Here is a 19257-nt window from a genome sequence, read left to right as displayed (position 1 = left end):
CGTGGTGGATCGCGAGCTGCTCCAGCGGTGGCGCAAGCCCCGCCTGTCTCGATCCGCGCTTCTTGAAAGGTTTTTCCTGATGATCCGGATTCTATCGGTGCGGCTGTTGCAGGCCATCCTCGTGATGGTTGCCGTAACCGCCATCGCCTTCATCATGTTCCGTTTCGTCGGCGATCCGGTCGCCACGATGGTGCGCGAAGGCGCGAGCCAGGCTGAGAAGGATGCCTTGCGCGTCGCTCTCGGACTCGACAGGCCACTTTTCGTACAGTTTCTCGAATTCGTCGGGCGCGCGCTTCATGGCGACCTCGGCACCAGCTTTCGCTACCAGGAGCCTGTCGTCAGCCTGCTGTTGACCAGGCTTCCCGCAACGCTGGAACTGGTCGTGGTCGCGACCCTCCTGTCGCTGTTCATCGGCATCCCGACGGGGGTTCTCTGCGCCCTGAAGCCGAACGGCTTTCTGTCGCGGCTGATCCAGTCGCTGACCCTCGTCGGGATATCCATGCCGACATTCGTCACCGGCCTGCTGCTCATCCTGATCTTCGCCGTCAGTCTGCGCTGGCTGCCGTCCTCGGGGCGTGGCGAGCTTGTCGATCTCGGCTTCTGGAAGACAGGCTTCCTGACGGCCTCCGGCCTCAAATCGCTGATCCTGCCTTCGATCACACTGGCGCTGTTCCAGTTGACGCTGATCATGCGCCTCGTGCGCTCCGAGATGATCGACGTGCTCTCTTCGGACTATGTCCGCTTCGCCTTCGCGCGCGGTCTGCCCCGCCGCTACATCTACGGCCGTCTGGCGCTGCGCAATGCCTTGATGCCGGTCGTGACCGTCACCGGGCTGCAGATCGGACAACTCATCGCCTTCGCCATTGTCACCGAAACCGTCTTTCAGTGGCCGGGCATGGGGCTGCTTTTCACCAACGCCGTCGGCTATCCGGACATCCCCGTCCTCGCGGCCTATCTGCTGTTCGTCGGCTTCCTGTTCGTCGTGATCAACATGGTCGTCGACATGCTCTACGCATTGATCGATCCGCGGCTGAGGACAAAATGATGGCAACGCAGGTATCTCTGTCGCGCAGGCTTCCTCCCATCTCGGTCATGATCGCTGGCTTGATCCTGGTGACCATGCTGGTGCTGGTGATCTTCGCTCCGTTGATCGCACCCATCGATCCGCGCGATGTCTCCTCATATTCGCTGATCGACATGGAAATCCCGCCCGTGTTCATGGACGGTGGCGATCCGCGCTTCCTGCTGGGCACCGACAATCAGGGACGCGATCTGGTCTCGGTCATCCTCTTCGGCCTGCGCATATCGATGCTGATCGGCGCCGGGGCGGTATTGTTGGCCGCTGCCATAGGCGTCACACTGGGATCGATAGCCGGCTATTTCGGCGGTATCATCGACAGCATCGTGATGCGGATCGCCGATGTTCTGGTGAGCTTTCCGACGATCCTCGTCGCGCTTCTGATCAGCGGCATAGCCCGCGCGCAATTGAGCGCCGATACGGTCTCGAGCTGGGCACCGGTCATCCTGATCTTCGCGATCGCCGTCAACGAATGGGTGCAATATGCCCGCACCGTGCGGGCCTCCAGCATGGTGGAAATTTCCCGCGACTATGTACGAGCCGCCAAGGTCATCGGTCTTCCGTCCCGCCGCATCATGATGCGGCACATCCTGCCCAACGTGATGAGCTCCGTCATGGTGATCGCCACCATCAATCTGGCGGGCGCGATCCTGACCGAGGCGACCCTGTCGTTCCTCGGCGCCGGCATGCCGGCCACCTATCCCTCGCTCGGCACGCTGATCCGCATCGGCAACGAGTTCCTGTTCTCTGGCCTGTGGTGGATCGCCGTTATGCCCGCCGTCGTGCTGGTCGTCCTGGTTCTGGCAGTCAACATAATCGGCGATTACCTGCGCGATCGCTTCAACCCCAAACTGATGGCGAACTGATGGAAAACACAACGCCACACGCACTCGACATCAGGAATCTGCGGGTCGAATATCCGCTTGCCAACGGCAGCATTCTCGCTGCCGTCGATGACATCGACCTGACGATCCGGCCCGGCGAGATACATGCACTGGTGGGAGAATCCGGTGCGGGAAAAACCACCGTCGGCAATGCGCTGATGGGCTTGTTGCAGGCTCCCGGCAGGATTGCTTCCGGCACCATCACCATAGCGGGCAAGCCGATCGACATCCGAACCGGCCGCACCAAGGGGATCATTCCAGGCCGTGACGTCGGCGCGATCTTTCAGGATCCGATGACAAGCCTGAACCCGCTTTTCACCGTGGAAAGCCAGTTGTGCGAAGGCATGCTGGCGCATCTGAAGATCGGGCGCCGCGAAGCCAGGGCCCGCGCGCTCGAATTGATGAGAGCCGTCGGCATTCCCGAGCCGGAACGCCGGCTGGGCAACTATCCGCATCAATTGTCGGGCGGCCAACGCCAGCGTGTCGTCATCGCCACCGCACTTGCCTGCGACCCAAGGCTGATCGTCGCCGACGAGCCGACGACGGCGCTCGACGTGTCGGTGCAAGCGCAAATCCTCAAGTTGATCCGCGAACTTGCCGATGATCGCCGCGTCGGCGTCCTGCTGGTTACCCACAATATGGGCGTGGTTGCGGAAATTGCCGACCGGGTCACGATCATGCAGAACGGTTGCGTGGTCGAGAGTGGATTGACACGCGATGTGCTGACGGCGCCCAAGGCGCCTTACGCGCGCACGCTGATCGCCGCCGTTCCGCCGATCGACATTCGCCTTGACCGTCTGCCGGTCCCAAGCGAGGAAACGAAGACGACACTGGAGGCGCGCGAAGCCGTGCGCTCCAAGAACACCGGCACCGCTGCGGGGCGCAACGGCGAAGCCGCGCTGACTGTACGCAATCTTTGCGTGGAATACGGCCAGCGCTCGTTCATCCCGGGCCGCAAGGCATCGGTCTTCAAGGCCGTGAAGGACGTCTCCTTCGAGGTGCGCCGCGGCGAAATCTTCGGGCTTGTCGGCGAGTCCGGTTGCGGCAAGACCACGGTCGCGAACACCATTGCCGGTCTCGTGGCGCAGAGTTCGGGAACCATAGATTTTCAGGGCACGGCATTGGCTGCCCATCGCGACAAGACCGTGCGCCAGTCACTCCAGATGGTGTTCCAGGACCCGTATTCGGCCCTCAATCCAAGGCTGCGGATCAATTCGGCGATCGCGGAGCCAATCCTGTTCTACAAGCTTGCCTCCAGCGCGGCGGAAGCGCGGTTGGACGCCGAGACATTGCTCGAGGCGGTGGGCCTGCCGGCGCAGGCCGGCTCTCGGTTTGCCCATGCCTTTTCAGGCGGCCAGCGCCAGCGCATCGCGATTGCAAGGGCGCTCGGCCCTCGGCCATCGCTGCTGATCTGCGACGAGCCGACATCGGCGCTCGACGTGTCGGTGCAGGCGCAAATTCTCAACCTGTTGAAGGACCTACGAGATCTTGCCGGGCTGTCGATGCTGTTCATCAGCCACGACCTCGCGGTGATACGGCAGATGTGCGACCGGGTCGCCGTGATGAAAGGCGGCGAGATCGTCGAACTCGCGGATACCGAAACATTGTTCTCCGCGCCCACTCACGAATACACGCGCGAACTCCTGCGCCTCGCGCCTTCGCTCGACCGCATCCTTTGCAGCGAAAAAAGAGAAGCGAGCCTGTGATGGCAGACATTCTGATCAGAAACGGCACCGTCATCGCTGTCGATCCCGATCGGCGGATCATTCCCGATGGCGCCGTAGCCATCGAGGGAGACCGCATCGTGGCCGTCGGCGCTTCGCAAGACGTGGCGCGGGACCATCCGGCGCGCGAGACGATCGACGCCCGCGGCATGGCCGTCATGCCAGGCTTCGTCGACAGCCACGCCCATGCCGGGCACGGGCTGATCAAGACGATGGGCGGCGGCCGCAGCGACCTCTGGTACAGGGCATGCCAAGGTGCCTATACGGTGGGTTCGACGCCGGAATTCTGGCATGCGGAGGCGCAGCTTGCCGCGCTGGAACGCCTGCGTTTCGGCGTGACGACCGGCGTGTCCTTGCTTGGCGGCGGCGATTCGGTCATGCGCACCGACGATCCGGCCTATGGCAACGCCCATATGGAAGGCGTGCTTGGCATCGGCACGCGCTCAGTGGTCGCCGTCGGCACCACGCGCCCGCCGCACCCCCTGACTTATGCACGTTGGAAGGGCGCCAGCCGTACCGATTATCCGGTGTCGTTCGACCAGCAGCTTGCCACCTCGCAAAAGCTGGCCGACCGCTGGCACGGCACCCACGAGGATCGTCTGCATCTCGCCCTGCTGACGCCGACCATGCATCAGGAACATCTCGATGGTCCCGGGGCAGGGGACGCCATCGCGCAATCGCGCAAGGTCAGGCAGATCGCCGAACAGCGCGGCCTGATCTTCACCCAGGATGGTCATACCAAGGGCAGCGTGAAGATCGCCGGGGAGATCGGCATTCTGGGGCCGCGCACACTGCTGTCGCATGCGACCGCCCTGACTGACGAAGAAATAGCGATCTGCGCCGAAACCGGCACGAGCATCGTGCACAATCCGAGCGCCGTGGCCGCCATTCTCGCGCGCTGCCCGGTCACGGAACTTCTCGACGCTGGCGTCGTGGTGGCCATCGGCTCCGATGCGACCGCGCCGGACCGCTCCGCGGACATGTTCCGTCACATGCAGCAATGCATGCACTATCATCGCACTCATTTCCACGATCCGAGCTGGCTTCCGCCGGGCAAGGCCCTGGAGATGTGCACCATCGACGGCGCGCGTGTCCTGGGCCTCGACCATCAGGTCGGATCGCTGGAGCCCGGCAAGAAGGCCGACGTCATTCTTGTCGACCTGCGGCGCCCGCATCTCTACCCGGCCAACATGCCGGAATTCCGTGTCACCTATTTTGCCAACGGCAACGACGTCCACACCGTGCTGGTCGGCGGACGCGTGCTGTTGCGAGACCGCAAGCCGGTTCATATCGATCAGGATGCCGTGCTCGATGCCGCGCAGCGGGAGACGGAACTGATGATCGAGCGGCTGGGCCTGCGCGATCTGCTCAGGACCCCGGACCGGTTCTGGCGGCACAGCCGCGACACGGATCTGATCGAATAGGCTTCAATATCGAGACAGTCCCATCAGCGATGCGGAACGGCAGCGATGCACGTTCCATCGGACGGCGGCTATAGGAATTTTCGCATGGTACGCATCGGCATCATCAATCCCAATTCGACCGTGTCGATGACGGGATCCATCGCCGTCGCGGCGCGGCTAACCGCGCAGGCCGGCACCGAAATCATCGCAATGCAGAACGACAGCGGCCCGGCTTCCATCGAAGGCCCGATCGATGGCGCGAAGGCGGTCCCGGGTCTTCTCGACCGGATCGAACGGGCCGAGCGCAGTGACGCCGTGGAGGTCTATATCATCGCCTGCTTCGACGACACCGGGCTCGACGCCGCGCGGATGCTGACGCGCAAGCCCGTTATCGGCATAGGCGAGGCCGCCGCCCGCGTCGCCAGCATCGTGGCGAGGCGCTTCACGGTGATTACCACCTTGCCGGTTTCCGTTCCTATTCTCGAGGACAATCTGGTTCGCTACGGCCTTTCGCCATTCGCCACCGTGCGGGCGAGCGGCATTCCCGTCCTGGCGCTGGAAGCGAATGGCGAGGCAGCCTTGTCGATCATCAGCGAAGAAATCCAGGAGGCGCTGCGGGTCGATCGCGCCGACGCCATCGTGCTTGGCTGCGCCGGTATGTCGGATATGGCGCGGCGACTGGCCAGCCTTCACGGTGTCCCGGTCGTCGAAGGGGTGTCGGCGGCTGTCAGGCTCGCGGAATTGCTCGTCGGCCTGGAACTTCATCCCAGGCAGGATGCTTTCGCCACCTCTCGGCGGAGCATGACGGCTTCGCTCGCCGCAGCAACCCGCTCGGCTTCCACGCACAGCGTGTCGGGGGGCTGATGCCGATGGTCAAGCGCAGACTTTTGCTGGGCGTCATCGTCGCCTGCATTCCATTGATAGCGTTGGGGCAGAACATGAATGAGACAAGGCTTCACTCGGCTGCGGCAAATGACGATGTCTCCATGATCAAGATGCTTGTTTCCGAGGGGGCCCGGATCGACGCGCGCGACGAGAACGGCCGCACGGCTCTTCTCGTCGCGACCCACGGCAACAAGGTCAGCGCTGCCAGGACTCTCATCGAGGCTGGCGCGGACGTCAACGCTAAGGACGATATCCAGGATAGTCCATATCTCTACGCCGGCGCACGCGGGCATCTCGAAATCCTGAAGATGACGCTTGCGCACGGCGCCGACCTCAAGAGCACCAATCGCTATGGCGGCACCGCGCTCATTCCGGCCGCCGAACGCGGACATGTCGAGACCGTCGGCGCGCTGATCGATGCCGGTGTCGATGTCGATCACGTCAACAAGCTCGGCTGGACCGCGTTGCTGGAGGCCATCATCCTCGGCGATGGCGGGCAGCGTCATGTCGAGATCGTGAGGCGGCTGATCGAGGCCGGCGCCAACGTCAATCTCGCCGACAAGGACGGGGCGACACCGCTGCGGCACGCGCGCAGGAACGGCTATGCGCAGATGATAACCCTGCTGGTGCAAGCGGGCGCCAGATGAACAGCGCGAAAATGTCGATGACCGCGCAACCTGTAACCGACAGGCAATGGACCCTGCTTGCCCTCGTCGTGCTAATCGGGATCAACCTGCGTCCCTTCCTGACGGCCCCGGGACCGATATTGGCTGATATCGTGGCCGACACCGGGATGGGCTATGGCAGCCTGGCCATGCTGACGCTGTTGCCGATGCTGCTGATGGGCCTCGGTGCGTTCGTTGCACCGGGCATCCAGGCGGCCGTCGGAACGCGCCGGGGCCTGCTCGCGGCGCTAATGGTGCTGACAGCGGGCTCGCTGCTCAGGCTTGTCGTGCCCGGCGGCCTGTCGTTGATCCTGACGGCGGCACTTTGCGGGGCGGGGGTGGCCTTCATCCAGGCCGCGTTTCCGGGGATCATCAAGGCAAAGTTCCCGACCAGCACACCCGCCGTGACCGGCCTCTATTCCTGCATGATCATGGGCGGTGGGGCGCTTGGCGCACGTCTGGCGCCCCTGCTCGTCAACAACGGATACGACTGGCGGGCAGCCCTTGCCTGGCTCGCGGCTCCCGCCGCCATCGCGCTGTGCGCCGCATTCCGCGTTCTGTCCGACGCCAAGGCTTCAAGACCCGATCGCGCCTTGACTGGCTTTCTGCTTCGCCGTCCACGGACCTGGGTCCTGATGGCGGCCTTCGGCCTGGTCAACTCCGGTTATTCATCTATGGTCGCCTGGCTTGCGCCCTACTACCAGGCGCAAGGATGGAGCAGTGCCGCCAGCGGCAATCTTGTGGCCGTGATGGCCATTTGCCAGGCGGCTTCGGCCCTGGTGCTGCCTGTCCTGGCGCGCCGGGGCATCGACCGCCGTCCCTGGCTCTGGCTGACCCTGCTGTTGCAGGCTGCGGGCTTTGCCGGACTTGCGGTTTTTCCCGCACTGTCGCCCGTTCTGTGGGTGGGGATATGCGGGGCCGGTCTTGGCGGAAGCTTCTCGCTTGCAATCGTCACGGCGCTCGATCATCTGCCGCGCCCGGAGCAGGCGGGCGCGCTGGCTGCGCTGATGCAGGGCGGCGGTTTTCTGATCGCCGCGCTTGGTCCATTCGCCACCGCGCTCCTGCATGGCTGGAGCGGGAGCTTCAGCAGCGGATGGATCATGCATCTCGGCTGCGTGACCGTCACAGCGTTTCTCTATCTGCACTTCAACCCAAAACGGTACGCCGACGTCATGAGGGGCTCGGAACAAGAGCAGTGCGAAATGGTAGTTTAACGAAGCGGAATGCAAGTTCTGAACTCAATGACGACGTACGTCTCCGCGGGGTGAGCAGCAGGCGCTTGCGCCGCATCTCGGCCGTGGAGATCGGCTCTGCCGGATCATCGGGGCCGGGCTGGCGCAGACGACGATATACCTCCTGCAGCTCATCGTCGCCGGCTATGCGCTGTCCAAGCGCCCGCCGGTCGCGCGCTCTGTACTTCCCCTCCTCGGCCGACAGTTCTCCATCCGCCAAATCGCAATTGGGGTTGCAGGCGCCCAGACAACAGCCGGGCCGATAAAGTCACACGCCATCGTTGCGAAACTACACAAACATCATCACGATGATCGCTCCGATAACTATCAGGACAAGCCCACCGATAAGCATCGGCAGCAGAGTGTTGTCCGGGTCGATATCAGAATCAATGTCCTTTGTGACCTGTTGATCATTCTTCTTTGGTTCAGCCATGGCCCATCTCACATCCGAGCAAAAACAGCGCGCGTCGAAGCCGCGCAACATTATACGGTCTTGCGTGTCGCCCCGGTGCGAACGGGTGGTATCTGACCGCCGAGGAAGTCTTCGGGCATCAGTGTGATGTCGGCGAGCGTGTAGCGGTCAAGGACGTTCAGGAAGGAGGCTGTCGCTTCGTCAAACATGCCTGAAAGCTTGCAGGAGGCGGTTAGCACACACCGGTTTCCGGTCGCGAAACATTCGACCAGCGCGAAATCCGGCTCGGTTAACCGCACGACATCGCCAATCCGGATCATCTCAGGCCGGCGCCCGAGAATGAGACCACCGGAACGGCCGCGGATTGCCTTCATATAGCCGCCACGGGTCAGGGTGTTGGCGACCTTGTTCAGATGCGTCTTCGACACGTTGAAGGTGCGGGCAACCTCCTCGATCGTTATAAGCCGGCTACCGGCGGCGGCAGTGTACATCAGCATCCGCAATGCATAATCCGAAAAGCTGGTCAGCCGCATGAATCACGGCTTCCTGTCGATCGCTGTGCATTGTAGGAACCACTCACAAACCGGTCGTGCATCACAAGTCTCTCTCGACGATAGGTTCGATGCCGATCGTGGTCTCGCCGCGGTTGAAGGCGATCGCGAGACGGAAACTGTGAGCAATTCGCAGCGCGCGATCCATAAAAAGCGTCGCCACCTCGGCCGGGCAAATGCGACGCACCGTTGTCCGAAACAATATTAGCCAGCGACGGAAATGCGCCGCGCCGAGGCCAGCTATGACCAGGTGCGGCGGCAGTGGCCTGCCGTCGTATCGGGATGTCCGAAGTAGAGTAGCGGACCAGAAGTCACACATCTTCGCCAGATGCTGCGGCCATTTATCTGGCTCGATCCGATCGTGGAAAATGGGACCGAGAAGGTCATCACGGCGAATTTCGTCATAAAACCCGTGGACTACACCGCGGATCATTGCCTCGTCGAGTATGTTGGGCAATGGCACGCCGTCGACCACGATTGTTCTCTTGCTTCGACCGTTCGCGGTCATTCCGAAGCTCCTGTTTTCTCCGATGCAAGCTGGCTGAAGCCTTGGTTCGCTCTTCGATGTGATCCTCTATATAAGATATATTATCAATCTATCTTATTGCGTGGCAAGACGCCGTGATGCCGCACCAGAAATGGGTCTGTCCGACCAAGCGGCGAATGACGAGCCCTTAATCCTAGGCATTTCCGAACTGCCTGGACATCACCCCAGGCCCGAGGCCGGAAGTATCTAAATTGGCGGGGAATTCCCGATGTGGCTCAGTTTCGAGAGTCGCCAACGCCTCATCAGATGACCGTGCCAGCCGGAGTCGCTCCCGAACCTGAAGTGCGATCTACGACAACGGCAAATCCTTCACGACGGAAATCCTGGCGTCCTCAATTCGCACTCCACTCCATGTCAAACAGGCGGCGATCGCAGGCGCGGATGTCGCGACCGTACCACCAGCGATACTCAGAAACCTCGCCAGACATCCACTCACCGACAAGGGCCTCAAGTCGTTTCTTGCCGACTGGGGAAAGACTGGGCAGGCGATCTTGTAGTTGTGCGCAGTGGAATCGCGGAGGGAAAGCCATCATGAAAACTGCACTCAACTATCGATTAAATTCGTTTGCATGATGTCCGCGAGAGCGGGAGACTGCGGTCTGAGCCACTCAGCCCAGTACATGACGCAGTCGGAATGTCGGCGCGGATAATGCTGAGAATCTGAAGGCGCACTAGCCAGGCAGAAGGTACCCCGAAGCAGTGTGCCGCTTCGCCGCACGAGCGGTTTTGACACGGATCGCCAAGGACGAGAATATGGCTGAAGCTGATACCAAATCAAACGGACCGGATCTGGTCCAGGGGATCGCGCTGTCCGACCTTCTCGATGGCGGAAAGCTTGTCGGCCATTGCGGCGACGAGCAGGTGTTGCTGGTGCGCCGCGGGGCCGAGATCTTCGCCATCGGCGCGACATGCACACATTACGGCGGGCCGCTCGGTGACGGTCTTGTGGTGTCGGATTCCATTCGATGTCCGTGGCACCACGCTTGCTTCGATCTGCGCACAGGCGAAGCCTTGCGAGCGCCTGCCTTCAATCCACTCGCTTGCTGGTCGGTGGAACAGCGCGATGGGCGGATATTCGTGGGCGAGAAACTCAAACGGACGGCGCCGAAGCCGCGCGGCGGAAGCGCGGGCGGGGTCCCCGAGAAAGTCGTCATTGTCGGCGGCGGCGCGGCCGGTTTCGCGGCGGCCGAAATGCTGCGGCGAGAGCAGTACCAGGGCAGCATCGTCATGATCAGCGACGACCATGCGCCGCCCGTCGACCGGCCGAATCTCTCCAAGGACTACCTCGCAGGGAAGGCCCCGGAGGATTGGATTCCGCTGCGCGGCCAGAAATTCTATTCAAAAAACAACATCGACCTGCGTCTCGATACGAAGGCCGTCGATATCGACCTGCGTTCTCGCGAGGTCATTCTGGCTGATGGAAGCAGGAGTCCTTACGATAGACTGCTACTTGCCACGGGGGCCGAACCGGTGCGCCTCTCCATCCCCGGCGCGGATCAGCCACATGTTCACACGCTGCGCTCGTTTGCAGATTGCAAGGTGATCATCGAGCGAGCCACGACTGCGCGCCGCGCCATTGTGCTTGGCGCCAGTTTCATTGGCTTGGAAGTTGCCGCAGCGCTGCGCGCGCGCAATATCGACGTTCATGTCGTGGCGCCGGATAAACGACCCATGGAACGGGTCCTCGGTCCGCAAATGGGTGACTTCATCCGCGCACTCCATGAGGAACATGGAGTCGTGTTCCATCTCGAGGACACCGCGAGCAGCATCGACGGCAACAAAGTGAAACTAAGCAGTGGCAACATGTTGACGGCGGATTTCGTCGTCGCCGGCGTCGGCGTGCGTCCGCGGACCGGGCTTGCCGAAAGGGCGGGGCTCACTCTTGACCGCGGCGTCGCCGTAAATGCCTTTCTGGAGACGAGCGCACCGGACATATTCGCGGCTGGCGACATTGCGCGGTGGCCGGATCCTCACACTGGCGAGAACATTCGGGTCGAGCATTGGGTGGTTGCAGAGAGGCAGGGGCAAACCGCGGCCCTGAACATGCTCGGCCATCGCGAGAAATTCGCGGCCGTGCCGTTCTTCTGGAGCCAGCACTACGACGTTCCCATCAACTATGTCGGCCATGCCGGGCAATGGGACGAGATTGCTGTCGATGGAGACATCGGTGCCAGGGACTGCCTGCTGCGCTTCAAGCGCGAAGGGCGCACGCTGGCTGTCGCTTCGATCTTCCGTGACATCGAAAGTCTAGGGGCGGAGATGGAAATGGAGCGCCAAATGGCAAGGTAGCAAGCGCTCTTGGGCACCGCGATCCATAGACAGTGCAACCCGTATGGCGCAGCGGTGCGTCGCTGTGACTGAAAGGAGTTCGACTTATGTCCACAATGCAACAGGAACCGAGCACCACCAACGGATTGGACGCCGTTCATTCAAAGATCGTCAAGTTCGCTACCGGTGTGGCCAGGGAAGCGTCCGATGAGGCGCCGACCTCGGTCGAAATCTTTTCGGACAGGGGCCGCTGGTACTGCAGGGTCCGTCGCGGCGATGAAAAGACTCGGCCAATGGGTCCTTATTCCAAACAACAGGCTGAGCGGATCCAAGAGGCTCGGAGACTGTTGATTGCCAAAAGAGGCACCGTTCGGATCATGTTCGAGTAGGGAGGACATTCACGATCACGTCGGCCGGCGTACTTCTCACCACAACCATCGTTCCGTTCATCATCGACTTTTTTGAAACTGTGCAGGTAGACCTCCGGCATTGAGGGTTGTCGCGTTGTGAAGCCGCGTTGCGCGGCAGGGTGTCTGTTGACGTTTTCCCCTTGGCCAAGCCGGCATCGTTGCAGCGTCGCCCGAGGGCGCCTCTTCTGGCAATTTTCATCGTTCCACCCACCTGGTAGCCTGATCCTCCAGGCAGGACGGCCTGTCTTCGTCGCCTCGACCAACCAGGAAATTTCCGCAACAAGGTTCTTGTCGGATGGAGGATACGCGTGAAGCGAAGCGTCCGGTTACCGATGCCATGCCATTTTTGCAAATGGCTCAGGGGGTTGGTGCAATCACGATCGAGGATGCCGCGACCGATGAAACCTGGAACAGCCTGAACAATATCGTCGCCTTCCTTTCGAGCCACGGCGTAAGGGCGAAGGCTGACGTGTTTCCGGAAAGATCTGATGGTGGATCAATCGCTGATGTGGCCGATGCGATGCATGCGGATCTGACCATATCCGGCGCCTGAGGCCACAGCAGGTTCAGGGAGTGGATCTTTGGCGGTGCTACCCGCTCGCGGCTTGAGAATGATCGACTGAACCGGTCATGCCGATTTGATCGTGATACACAAGTCGTGGATGCACATTGTCAAAAGCTGGAAATTCTGCGCGGCTTGAGCGCTCCGGGTTGACCGCCCATCTATAGTGACAAGGCTGTCAGGCAGGCATCGGGTGAGTATGCACTCGTTACTCGCCTTCCGTGGCGATCAACATCCAATTGCGCTTTGTTGACTGGGTGTCACAGGCGAACGTCCACGTATCGATCACCTCAACGATCTGCTGGGGATCGCCGGCGACGATTGCATCGTTGGCCGAGCGTGTAACGCTGACCACGTCGGAAACGAAGCGAACGGCAATCTCAGCGGTGCTATTCTCCGCAAGAGCGTCGACGACCTTTGCTTCCTTCGTGCCAATGAAGGTGAGTTGCAGCATCTCCCCCCGATCCCGGCGGCCGGCAATCGCTCGTCCGAAGATATCGAGCACTTCCGGCCCGACGAGACGCTTCAACGTTGGGATGTCGCTGTCCGCATACGCGCGCAGGATAGCTTCATAAGCCATATTGGCACCGGTCAGAAACGCGGCAAGGTCGAAAGTTGGGTCGATCTCTCGGATCGCATCCAAGCGTGTGTCCGTATAGGATATATCGTCGATACTGCCGGTTCGCTGCTCTCTCGGCGCATCGTCCTGCTTGGCCTTGTCGTTGCCCGAGCGCGGCAGAGTTTGGCCCCAACTGCCCAGCAATGCCCAATAAAACGCTATGATCGCCACGAGCAGGATCTGGTTGTTTGGATCTGTGGTTTCGTTCATGACGTTCTCCCGACAGAATGTCGAAACAGGCGCCGGTTCGGAACCGGAGCGAACACTAGGCAATGCGCGGCAGCTTCTCCCATTGATGGAAGGGCGGCGGCGATGGCAGCTGCCATTCCAGCGTCGTCGCCCCTTCGCCCCAAGGATTGGCGCTTGCCTGGCGTCTTCGGCTGAAGGCCTCGGCAACCGCGATGAAGAAGACGACAAGCCCGGCCGTTGAGATGTAGGAACCGATCGACGAGACGAAATTCCAGCCGGCAAAAGCATCGGGATAGTCGGCGTAACGTCGCGGCATGCCGGCCATGCCCAGAAAATGCTGCGGGAAAAAGACGAGGTTGACGCCGATGAACATCAGCCAGAAATGCAGCTTGCCGAGCGTTTCGCTGTACATATAGCCGGTCATCTTCGGGAACCAGTAGTAGAAGCCGGCAAAGATCGCGAAGACCGCCCCCAAAGACAGCACATAGTGGAAGTGAGCGATCACGAAATAAGTGTCGTGGTACACGCGGTCGATACCGGGGTTCGCAACCATGATGCCAGTGACGCCACCAATGGTGAACAGCAAGACGAAGCCGAGAGCCCACATCATGGGTGTCTTGAACTCTATCGATCCTCCCCACATGGTCGCCAGCCACGAAAACACCTTCACGCCGGTTGGAACGGCGATGACCATCGATGCGAAGGCGAAGTAGCGCTGCGTGTCGACCGACAGGCCGGTCGTATACATATGATGTGCCCAGACGACAAAGCCGATCGCGCCGATTGCCACCATTGCATAGGCCATGCCGAGATAGCCGAAGATCGGCTTCTTGGCGAAGGTTGAGATGACGTGGCTGATGATGCCGAAGCCAGGCAGGATCATGATGTAGACTTCGGGATGGCCGAAGAACCAGAACAGATGCTGGTAGAGGATCGGATCACCGCCGCCGGACGGCGAAAAGAAGGTCGTCCCGAAATTGCGATCGGTCAACAGCATGGTGACCGCGCCGGCGAGCACCGGCAGCGACATGAGAAGCATGAAGGCGGTGACCAGCATCGACCAGGCGAACAGAGGCATCTTGTGCATGGTCATGCCGGGTGCGCGCATGTTGAAGATGGTCGTGATGAAGTTGATCGCGCCGAGGATCGAGGAGGCCCCCGAAAGGTGGATAGACAGAATAACGAGGTCGACGGCGGGACCTGGCTGGCCATCCGTCGAATAAGGCGGATAGAGCGTCCAGCCGCCGCCATGGCCGAGCGTACCGGGCGCTCCCGGAACGAACATCGAGGTGATGAAGAGGATGAATGACACCACCAGCAGCCAGAACGAGATGTTGTTCAAGCGGGGGAAAGCCATGTCGGGTGCGCCAATCATGATCGGCACCATCCAGTTGCCGAAGCCACCAATCAGCGCCGGCATGAGCACGAAAAAGATCATGACCAGCCCATGGGCACTGACGACCACATTGTAGACGCCCGGATCGCCAAATATCTGCAAACCCGGTTCCTGCAACTCCATGCGGACCAACACGGAAAGCGCCGTACCGAAGACGCCTGCCATGATCGAGAACAGCAGGTAAAGCGTTCCGATATCCTTGTGGTTGGTCGAAAACAGCCATCGGACGAGAAACCGGGGCTTGTGACCATCCAAGGTCGAGGCTGGATTGGACATGATGTGCTTCCTGCTCTCCACTGCCGGCAGGCAGACGGGCTCAACGATGGACGATCCCCGCGATCCGCCATCACACGAGGCCAGCTCTTGCCCGCGTTTATTCATTCATCCGTGACGACCACATCCATCGGAATGTCGTGCGGTTGCGGATAGATGGTTCGGATCCTGCTGCGGGCGTAACCGACGCCGACGACGAGAGGCCGCCTGGGCGCCGCCGCCAGGGTCCGGTCGAAGAAGCCGCCGCCATAACCCAGGCGATAGTTAGCCTCGTCGAAACCGACAACGGGCGCGATGACCACATCCGGTTGGACCGATGGCCCGTGTGGCGGGACAAGAATATTCCAGATGCCGCGTTCCAGCGGATCTCCGGGTCGCCAGACGCGAAACTCCAGCGGCCAACCTTTTTTTATGACGACCGGCAACGCGATCCGACCGCCGCGCTCGATCACCTTTATCGCCCAGTTGCGGAGGTCGGGCTCACCGCGGAACGGCCAATAGCCGCTGACGATCCGCCCGCTCACCCGACCGACGGCCAGGTCGAGAACGGAAGCGATGCGTAAAGACCTCGCATTGCGTTCCTCGGCGTCGATCGCGAGACGCTCATCGATTAGACGCTTGCGTTCCGCCTTGCGCCATCGACAGACATCGGGCCATGCGTCCTGAACGGCCGGCTCAGTGCCGTACCCCGGGACAAGCTCATCCATAAAGGATGGTGGAGAGGCGTATTCTCTCGTCTCCGGACATACATCCTCCTGATCAGACATCGCACGCTCCATATCCGTTACAGCGGAGACCCTCGCCTACGTGGACGTTGCGCTGCGTAAAACAGGAAGGCAAACGGAATTAAATGCTGTATTGATGCAAGATTATTGCACTAATCGGGAACCAGCATGGACATCGACCGCGCGCGCACGTTTTTGGAAATCGTCCATTCCGGCAGCTTTCTGAGAGCTGCCGACCGACTCCACGTCACCCAGACCACTGTCAGCGCGCGGATACGCACGTTGGAGGAAGAGCTCGGACGTCAGCTCTTTGTCCGCAATCGCAATGGTGCGCAGTTGACGCAGGCGGGCCGGGAGTTCGAGCGGTTCGCGCAATCATTCGTGCAAATCTGGGAACGAGCACGCCACCAGCTCGCCATCCCATCGGGACGGACAAGCGTCGTTGCCCTGGGCGGGGAGCTCAGCCTGTGGAACCCGCTGCTGCTCGATTGGCTGGTCTGGATGAAGAAGACCAGGCCGGAAATCGCCATCCAAGCCCAGGTCGGCGTGCCGGACCAGCTCCTCGAGCAGCTCAGGACTGGCGTTCTCGACATCGCGGTGCTCTATGCGCCGAAGCTGCTGCCAGGCTTCAGGGTGGAGCTCCTCGTGGAGGAGCAGCTCGTCTTGGTTCGGAGCACGGACGGGGACTCAGAGTTGGACGCCTCAAGGGACTATGTCTATGTCGATTGGGGGCCGCTGTTTGCGGCCCAACATGGCGCCAGTTCCTCTGCCTTCGGCGAGCCGGGATTAATGGTCGGCCTTGGTCCGCTTGGGCTGAGCTACATTCTGCGCGCCGGCGGAATGGGCTATTTCCGTAGGGGCGCGGCAGCGCCCCATATCGAGGCCGGGCAGCTGGAGGTCGTGGAGGGCGCGCCGGAATTCACCTATCCGGCCTATGCAGTCTATCCGGATGCAAGCGCGTCGCGAACCGACGTACAGGAGGCGCTACGTGGATTGAAGCAGGTGGTGAAATGACCGTGTTCTGTCAGTTCCAAATCACTGATCATGCGGCCGGAAAGAAATCCACCGCCATGGGATTGATCGAACATGCCTTATCCGTTCCACACCATCGGCCACTCGACCCGGCCGACCGCCGAATTCGTCGCCCTGTTGCGGGTTGGCGAGATTACGCTCGTGGTCGACATAAGGACCATCCGGCGATCGCGGACTAACCCGCAATTCAACAGCGAAACGCTGCCGGACAGCCTTGCGGATTTCGCGATCGGATATGAGCATATTGCCGAGCTTGGCGGCCTGCGCGGCAGGGCGCACGCCATTCCACCGACGCTCAACGCATTCTGGCTCAACCAGAGTTTTCACAACTACGCCGACTACGCGCTGTCAGCGGAGTTTCATGGCGGTCTGGAGCGGCTTGTGTCCCTTGGCAGGCAGCAGCGGTGCGCCATCATGTGCTCGGAAACGCTTTGGTGGCGTTGCCACAGAAGAATCGTCGCGGACTATCTGATCAGTCGTGGCGAGTCCGTTTTTCATCTGATGGGCCATGACAAGGTCGAGCCGGCGAAGCTCACCGACGGTGCGGAGGCAAGGCTCGACGGAACGCTTGTCTACCCGCTTTCCCAGCGTTCTGGGTAGTCAAGGCCTCAGGCGGCCGACGGCCCCGGGTCGTCGAACCCGTCGTTGAAAGCCGCCATGACCCTGTTTTCCGCTTTGGGTTGTGACTCATCAGAGTGATGGGCGATGCGCAAAACCGGTCCGTTCGGTCGCCACGGGTCCGGCGCTGCACCCCCCGCCAGCTCCAATCTCTCCCGCCTTGCCGCTTCCGGCTGGTAGACCACTTCATGCACAGTCAGCGTTTCATGGCCGCCCTGCGCGGTCGGAATGGACATGGACTGACCTTCGGCCAGACCAAGCAGCGCCAGGCCGCGCGGGTTGGTGATCGGCAAAAGCATGCCAACCAGACCGCGCATCTCGTCATGTGCGACGATGCGGGTCTCGGCAGGGCCGTCGTTTACACGATAGGTCACTCGGGTGCTGAGCGTCACGACCGTTGGCGGAATGTCTTCTCGAAACATCACGATTGCGCTCGAAATCTTCCGTTGAAGGACAACGGACAAGGCATCGCCGCGGGGGTGGCGCTCTTGCATCACTTCAAGAATCGTGAAGTCCTTGGTGGTCAGTTGACAGCTATCGATAGTGGGCATGGTGCGTCTCCAAGACGGACCCGTGAAAGGGTTCCGGCGTCAAGCATTTGATCGGATGTGAAAGCTACCCCTGTGCCGGACCAGGACAGGCCGGCGCAGGGGTCACACTCCCGCGATCAGGCTGCCTGCGTGATTAAGGAGACGGATGGAAACGCCCATGTCTAGGCGTCTGCCGGGATCGCCGAAGACGCTGGTGCGCGCCGATCGACTGCATCGCCTTCCGCAGCGGGTTGGCCTACGGCAAGCACCGACAGTTCGTGCCGGCGCCCATCGCGCGCTGTCCACATGATCGACTGTCCGGCCGAGAGGCCGATCAGGGCCGTGCCGATCGGCGTGAGGACTGAAACCTTGCCTTCGGAGATGTCCGCGTCGCCAGGAAAAACCAGCGTGACTGTTTTGGCATTGCCAGTATCGGGCTTGAATGTCACCGTCGAACCCATCTGGACGGTGCCGGCGGAGACCCAATCATCGGCGACGATACGTGCCCGCTCGAGTTCGGCGAGCAGTTCATCGGAGGCCTCCGGATTGCGCGCGGCCACGGTGCTCGCAACCGCCGACAGACGCGCATGGTCTGACTGTGAGATGCGGATGTTCGGCTTGCGCCGCGTTTTCGTGTTGTCTTGCATTTGAATACTCGTGCTTCCGCTCGGACCAGCCGCCACGGAGGGTGCCGGAATCGAGCCAATTCGTGAAAATCTTGATGGAACGCCAATGCTCCGGAGGCTTGAGGTCCTGCGGAACCATCCCATGTGGGTAATCGCACCGCCCCTCGGCTCGGGGCACGCATGGCAGCCGAGCCGGGGGCTACATTCCCGCTATGGGGCAAACCCGGAAAAGAAAATCGCGACGAATTCTGACTGCGGCGTTCATAGGACCATAGTTGGTGAAGCAATCCGGGAAGTCAAGTCAGCCACCTCGGTGCAGTTTGGCGGGTATCAATCCTAAACTAGTCAGAGCGGGCGCCAAGCAACGTTCTTATCACCAGCTCTCTTCCGGCCCGGTTTATCCCGGTCCCGCTGGGTCTTTCTTCAGCCAGCCCGAGAAAGACAAGACGTTCGGCCAAGGCTTTCGATAGAGATGGGTAGGGTCCGCGGTTCATTCGCTTGAGTGCCGTCTGCTCCTCCTTGGTGAGATCGTCCCAGATAACTGTCATGAGAGCCATCTCCCTTGTGTGCACTATCAAGCCGATGCCGATCCTGGATTGTCCAGCGACGGGCTGCGACCATGAATTCA

Annotated in this window: 20 protein-coding genes and 1 pseudogene; 12 read left to right on the top strand and 9 right to left on the bottom strand. The window is 61.2% G+C overall.

Annotation, left to right across the window (positions count from 1 at the left end; all coding sequences use genetic code 11):
• Positions 1-79: 79 nt before the first annotated feature.
• From LB547_RS10710 to LB547_RS10680, 7 genes are read left to right on the top strand one after another with little or no spacing between them, the layout of a single operon-like run.
• Complete coding sequence (locus LB547_RS10710) at positions 80-1045, top strand: ABC transporter permease (RefSeq protein ID WP_140500709.1); 966 nt, start codon at positions 80-82, stop codon at positions 1043-1045.
• Positions 1045-1944 carry an ABC transporter permease gene (locus tag LB547_RS10705; RefSeq protein ID WP_140518197.1) on the top strand — a complete coding sequence of 300 codons (900 nt, stop codon included), beginning with the start codon at positions 1045-1047 and terminating at the stop codon, positions 1942-1944. The genes LB547_RS10710 and LB547_RS10705 overlap by 1 nt, the downstream gene beginning before the upstream one ends.
• Complete coding sequence (locus tag LB547_RS10700; RefSeq protein ID WP_140633787.1) at positions 1944-3668, top strand: dipeptide ABC transporter ATP-binding protein; 1725 nt, start codon at positions 1944-1946, stop codon at positions 3666-3668. The genes LB547_RS10705 and LB547_RS10700 overlap by 1 nt, the downstream gene beginning before the upstream one ends.
• Positions 3668-5110 (top strand): amidohydrolase family protein, encoded by a 1443-nt coding sequence (locus LB547_RS10695; protein WP_140518195.1) that lies wholly within the window; start codon positions 3668-3670, stop codon positions 5108-5110. Before LB547_RS10700 ends, LB547_RS10695 begins: the two co-directional genes overlap by 1 nt.
• Before the next feature lie 45 nt (positions 5111-5155).
• Positions 5156-5953, top strand: coding sequence for an aspartate/glutamate racemase family protein (locus LB547_RS10690; protein ID WP_224655855.1), 798 nt, complete (start codon positions 5156-5158; stop codon positions 5951-5953).
• Between the two features lie 5 nt (positions 5954-5958).
• A complete protein-coding gene (locus LB547_RS10685) occupies positions 5959-6621 on the top strand; it encodes an ankyrin repeat domain-containing protein (RefSeq protein ID WP_140518194.1) in 663 nt (220 codons plus the stop codon).
• Positions 6618-7853 (top strand): cyanate transporter, encoded by a 1236-nt coding sequence (locus LB547_RS10680; RefSeq protein WP_224655854.1) that lies wholly within the window; start codon positions 6618-6620, stop codon positions 7851-7853. Before LB547_RS10685 ends, LB547_RS10680 begins: the two co-directional genes overlap by 4 nt.
• A gap of 307 nt (positions 7854-8160) precedes the next feature.
• On the opposite strand, the gene LB547_RS10675 is transcribed toward LB547_RS10680, so the two are convergent.
• The 3 genes from LB547_RS10675 to LB547_RS10665 all read right to left on the bottom strand — a co-directional run bounded on the left by LB547_RS10675 (position 8161) and on the right by LB547_RS10665 (position 9342).
• Positions 8161-8304, bottom strand: a complete 144-nt coding sequence (locus LB547_RS10675; protein WP_181165452.1) for a hypothetical protein — start codon at positions 8302-8304, stop codon at positions 8161-8163.
• A 50-nt stretch (positions 8305-8354) separates the two neighbouring features.
• Positions 8355-8816 carry an RrF2 family transcriptional regulator gene (locus LB547_RS10670; protein ID WP_140518192.1) on the bottom strand — a complete coding sequence of 154 codons (462 nt, stop codon included), beginning with the start codon at positions 8814-8816 and terminating at the stop codon, positions 8355-8357.
• Between the two features lie 61 nt (positions 8817-8877).
• On the bottom strand, positions 8878-9342 hold the full coding sequence (locus tag LB547_RS10665; RefSeq protein WP_140500702.1) for a group III truncated hemoglobin: 465 nt from the start codon (positions 9340-9342) through the stop codon (positions 8878-8880).
• Between the two features lie 326 nt (positions 9343-9668).
• On the opposite strand from LB547_RS10665, the pseudogene LB547_RS10660 reads away from it, so the two are divergent.
• The 3 genes and pseudogenes from LB547_RS10660 to LB547_RS10650 form a co-directional block, all read left to right on the top strand.
• Positions 9669-9878: pseudogene (locus tag LB547_RS10660) on the top strand (transaldolase family protein); the annotation flags it as partial.
• A 256-nt stretch (positions 9879-10134) separates the two neighbouring features.
• The gene (locus LB547_RS10655) at positions 10135-11670 is read left to right on the top strand and encodes an FAD-dependent oxidoreductase (protein WP_140763905.1); all 1536 of its coding nucleotides are present in this window, start codon (positions 10135-10137) and stop codon (positions 11668-11670) included.
• Between the two features lie 684 nt (positions 11671-12354).
• Complete coding sequence (locus LB547_RS10650; protein ID WP_140633799.1) at positions 12355-12612, top strand: hypothetical protein; 258 nt, start codon at positions 12355-12357, stop codon at positions 12610-12612.
• A 217-nt stretch (positions 12613-12829) separates the two neighbouring features.
• On the opposite strand, the gene LB547_RS10645 is transcribed toward LB547_RS10650, so the two are convergent.
• The 3 genes from LB547_RS10645 to LB547_RS10635 all read right to left on the bottom strand — a co-directional run bounded on the left by LB547_RS10645 (position 12830) and on the right by LB547_RS10635 (position 15865).
• The gene (locus LB547_RS10645; RefSeq protein WP_140633802.1) at positions 12830-13450 is read right to left on the bottom strand and encodes a Tim44/TimA family putative adaptor protein; all 621 of its coding nucleotides are present in this window, start codon (positions 13448-13450) and stop codon (positions 12830-12832) included.
• Between the two features lie 55 nt (positions 13451-13505).
• Positions 13506-15101 carry a cytochrome c oxidase subunit I gene (gene ctaD, locus LB547_RS10640; RefSeq protein WP_140633805.1) on the bottom strand — a complete coding sequence of 532 codons (1596 nt, stop codon included), beginning with the start codon at positions 15099-15101 and terminating at the stop codon, positions 13506-13508.
• A gap of 101 nt (positions 15102-15202) precedes the next feature.
• Entirely contained in the window at positions 15203-15865 is a 663-nt protein-coding gene (locus tag LB547_RS10635) for a 5-formyltetrahydrofolate cyclo-ligase (RefSeq protein WP_140763902.1), read from the bottom strand.
• A gap of 126 nt (positions 15866-15991) precedes the next feature.
• Between LB547_RS10635 and LB547_RS10630 the strand changes: the two genes are divergently transcribed.
• The gene (locus tag LB547_RS10630) at positions 15992-16837 is read left to right on the top strand and encodes a LysR family transcriptional regulator (protein WP_140763899.1); all 846 of its coding nucleotides are present in this window, start codon (positions 15992-15994) and stop codon (positions 16835-16837) included.
• A 72-nt stretch (positions 16838-16909) separates the two neighbouring features.
• Positions 16910-17455, top strand: coding sequence for a DUF488 family protein (locus tag LB547_RS10625; RefSeq protein ID WP_140763896.1), 546 nt, complete (start codon positions 16910-16912; stop codon positions 17453-17455).
• Between the two features lie 8 nt (positions 17456-17463).
• Here the strand turns inward: LB547_RS10625 and LB547_RS10620 are convergent, their stop codons facing one another.
• The 3 genes from LB547_RS10620 to LB547_RS10610 form a co-directional block, all read right to left on the bottom strand.
• On the bottom strand, positions 17464-18024 hold the full coding sequence (locus tag LB547_RS10620; RefSeq protein WP_140729573.1) for a nucleoside-diphosphate kinase: 561 nt from the start codon (positions 18022-18024) through the stop codon (positions 17464-17466).
• A 161-nt stretch (positions 18025-18185) separates the two neighbouring features.
• Entirely contained in the window at positions 18186-18650 is a 465-nt protein-coding gene (gene rnk, locus LB547_RS10615) for a nucleoside diphosphate kinase regulator (protein ID WP_140500694.1), read from the bottom strand.
• Between the two features lie 320 nt (positions 18651-18970).
• Positions 18971-19177 (bottom strand): hypothetical protein, encoded by a 207-nt coding sequence (locus LB547_RS10610; protein WP_140500693.1) that lies wholly within the window; start codon positions 19175-19177, stop codon positions 18971-18973.
• Positions 19178-19257: the final 80 nt, after the last annotated feature.

The organism is Mesorhizobium sp. B264B1B (genome assembly GCF_020165765.1).
Taxonomy (GTDB): domain Bacteria; phylum Pseudomonadota; class Alphaproteobacteria; order Rhizobiales; family Rhizobiaceae; genus Mesorhizobium.
This window is presented reverse-complemented; position numbering and strand designations above follow the sequence as displayed.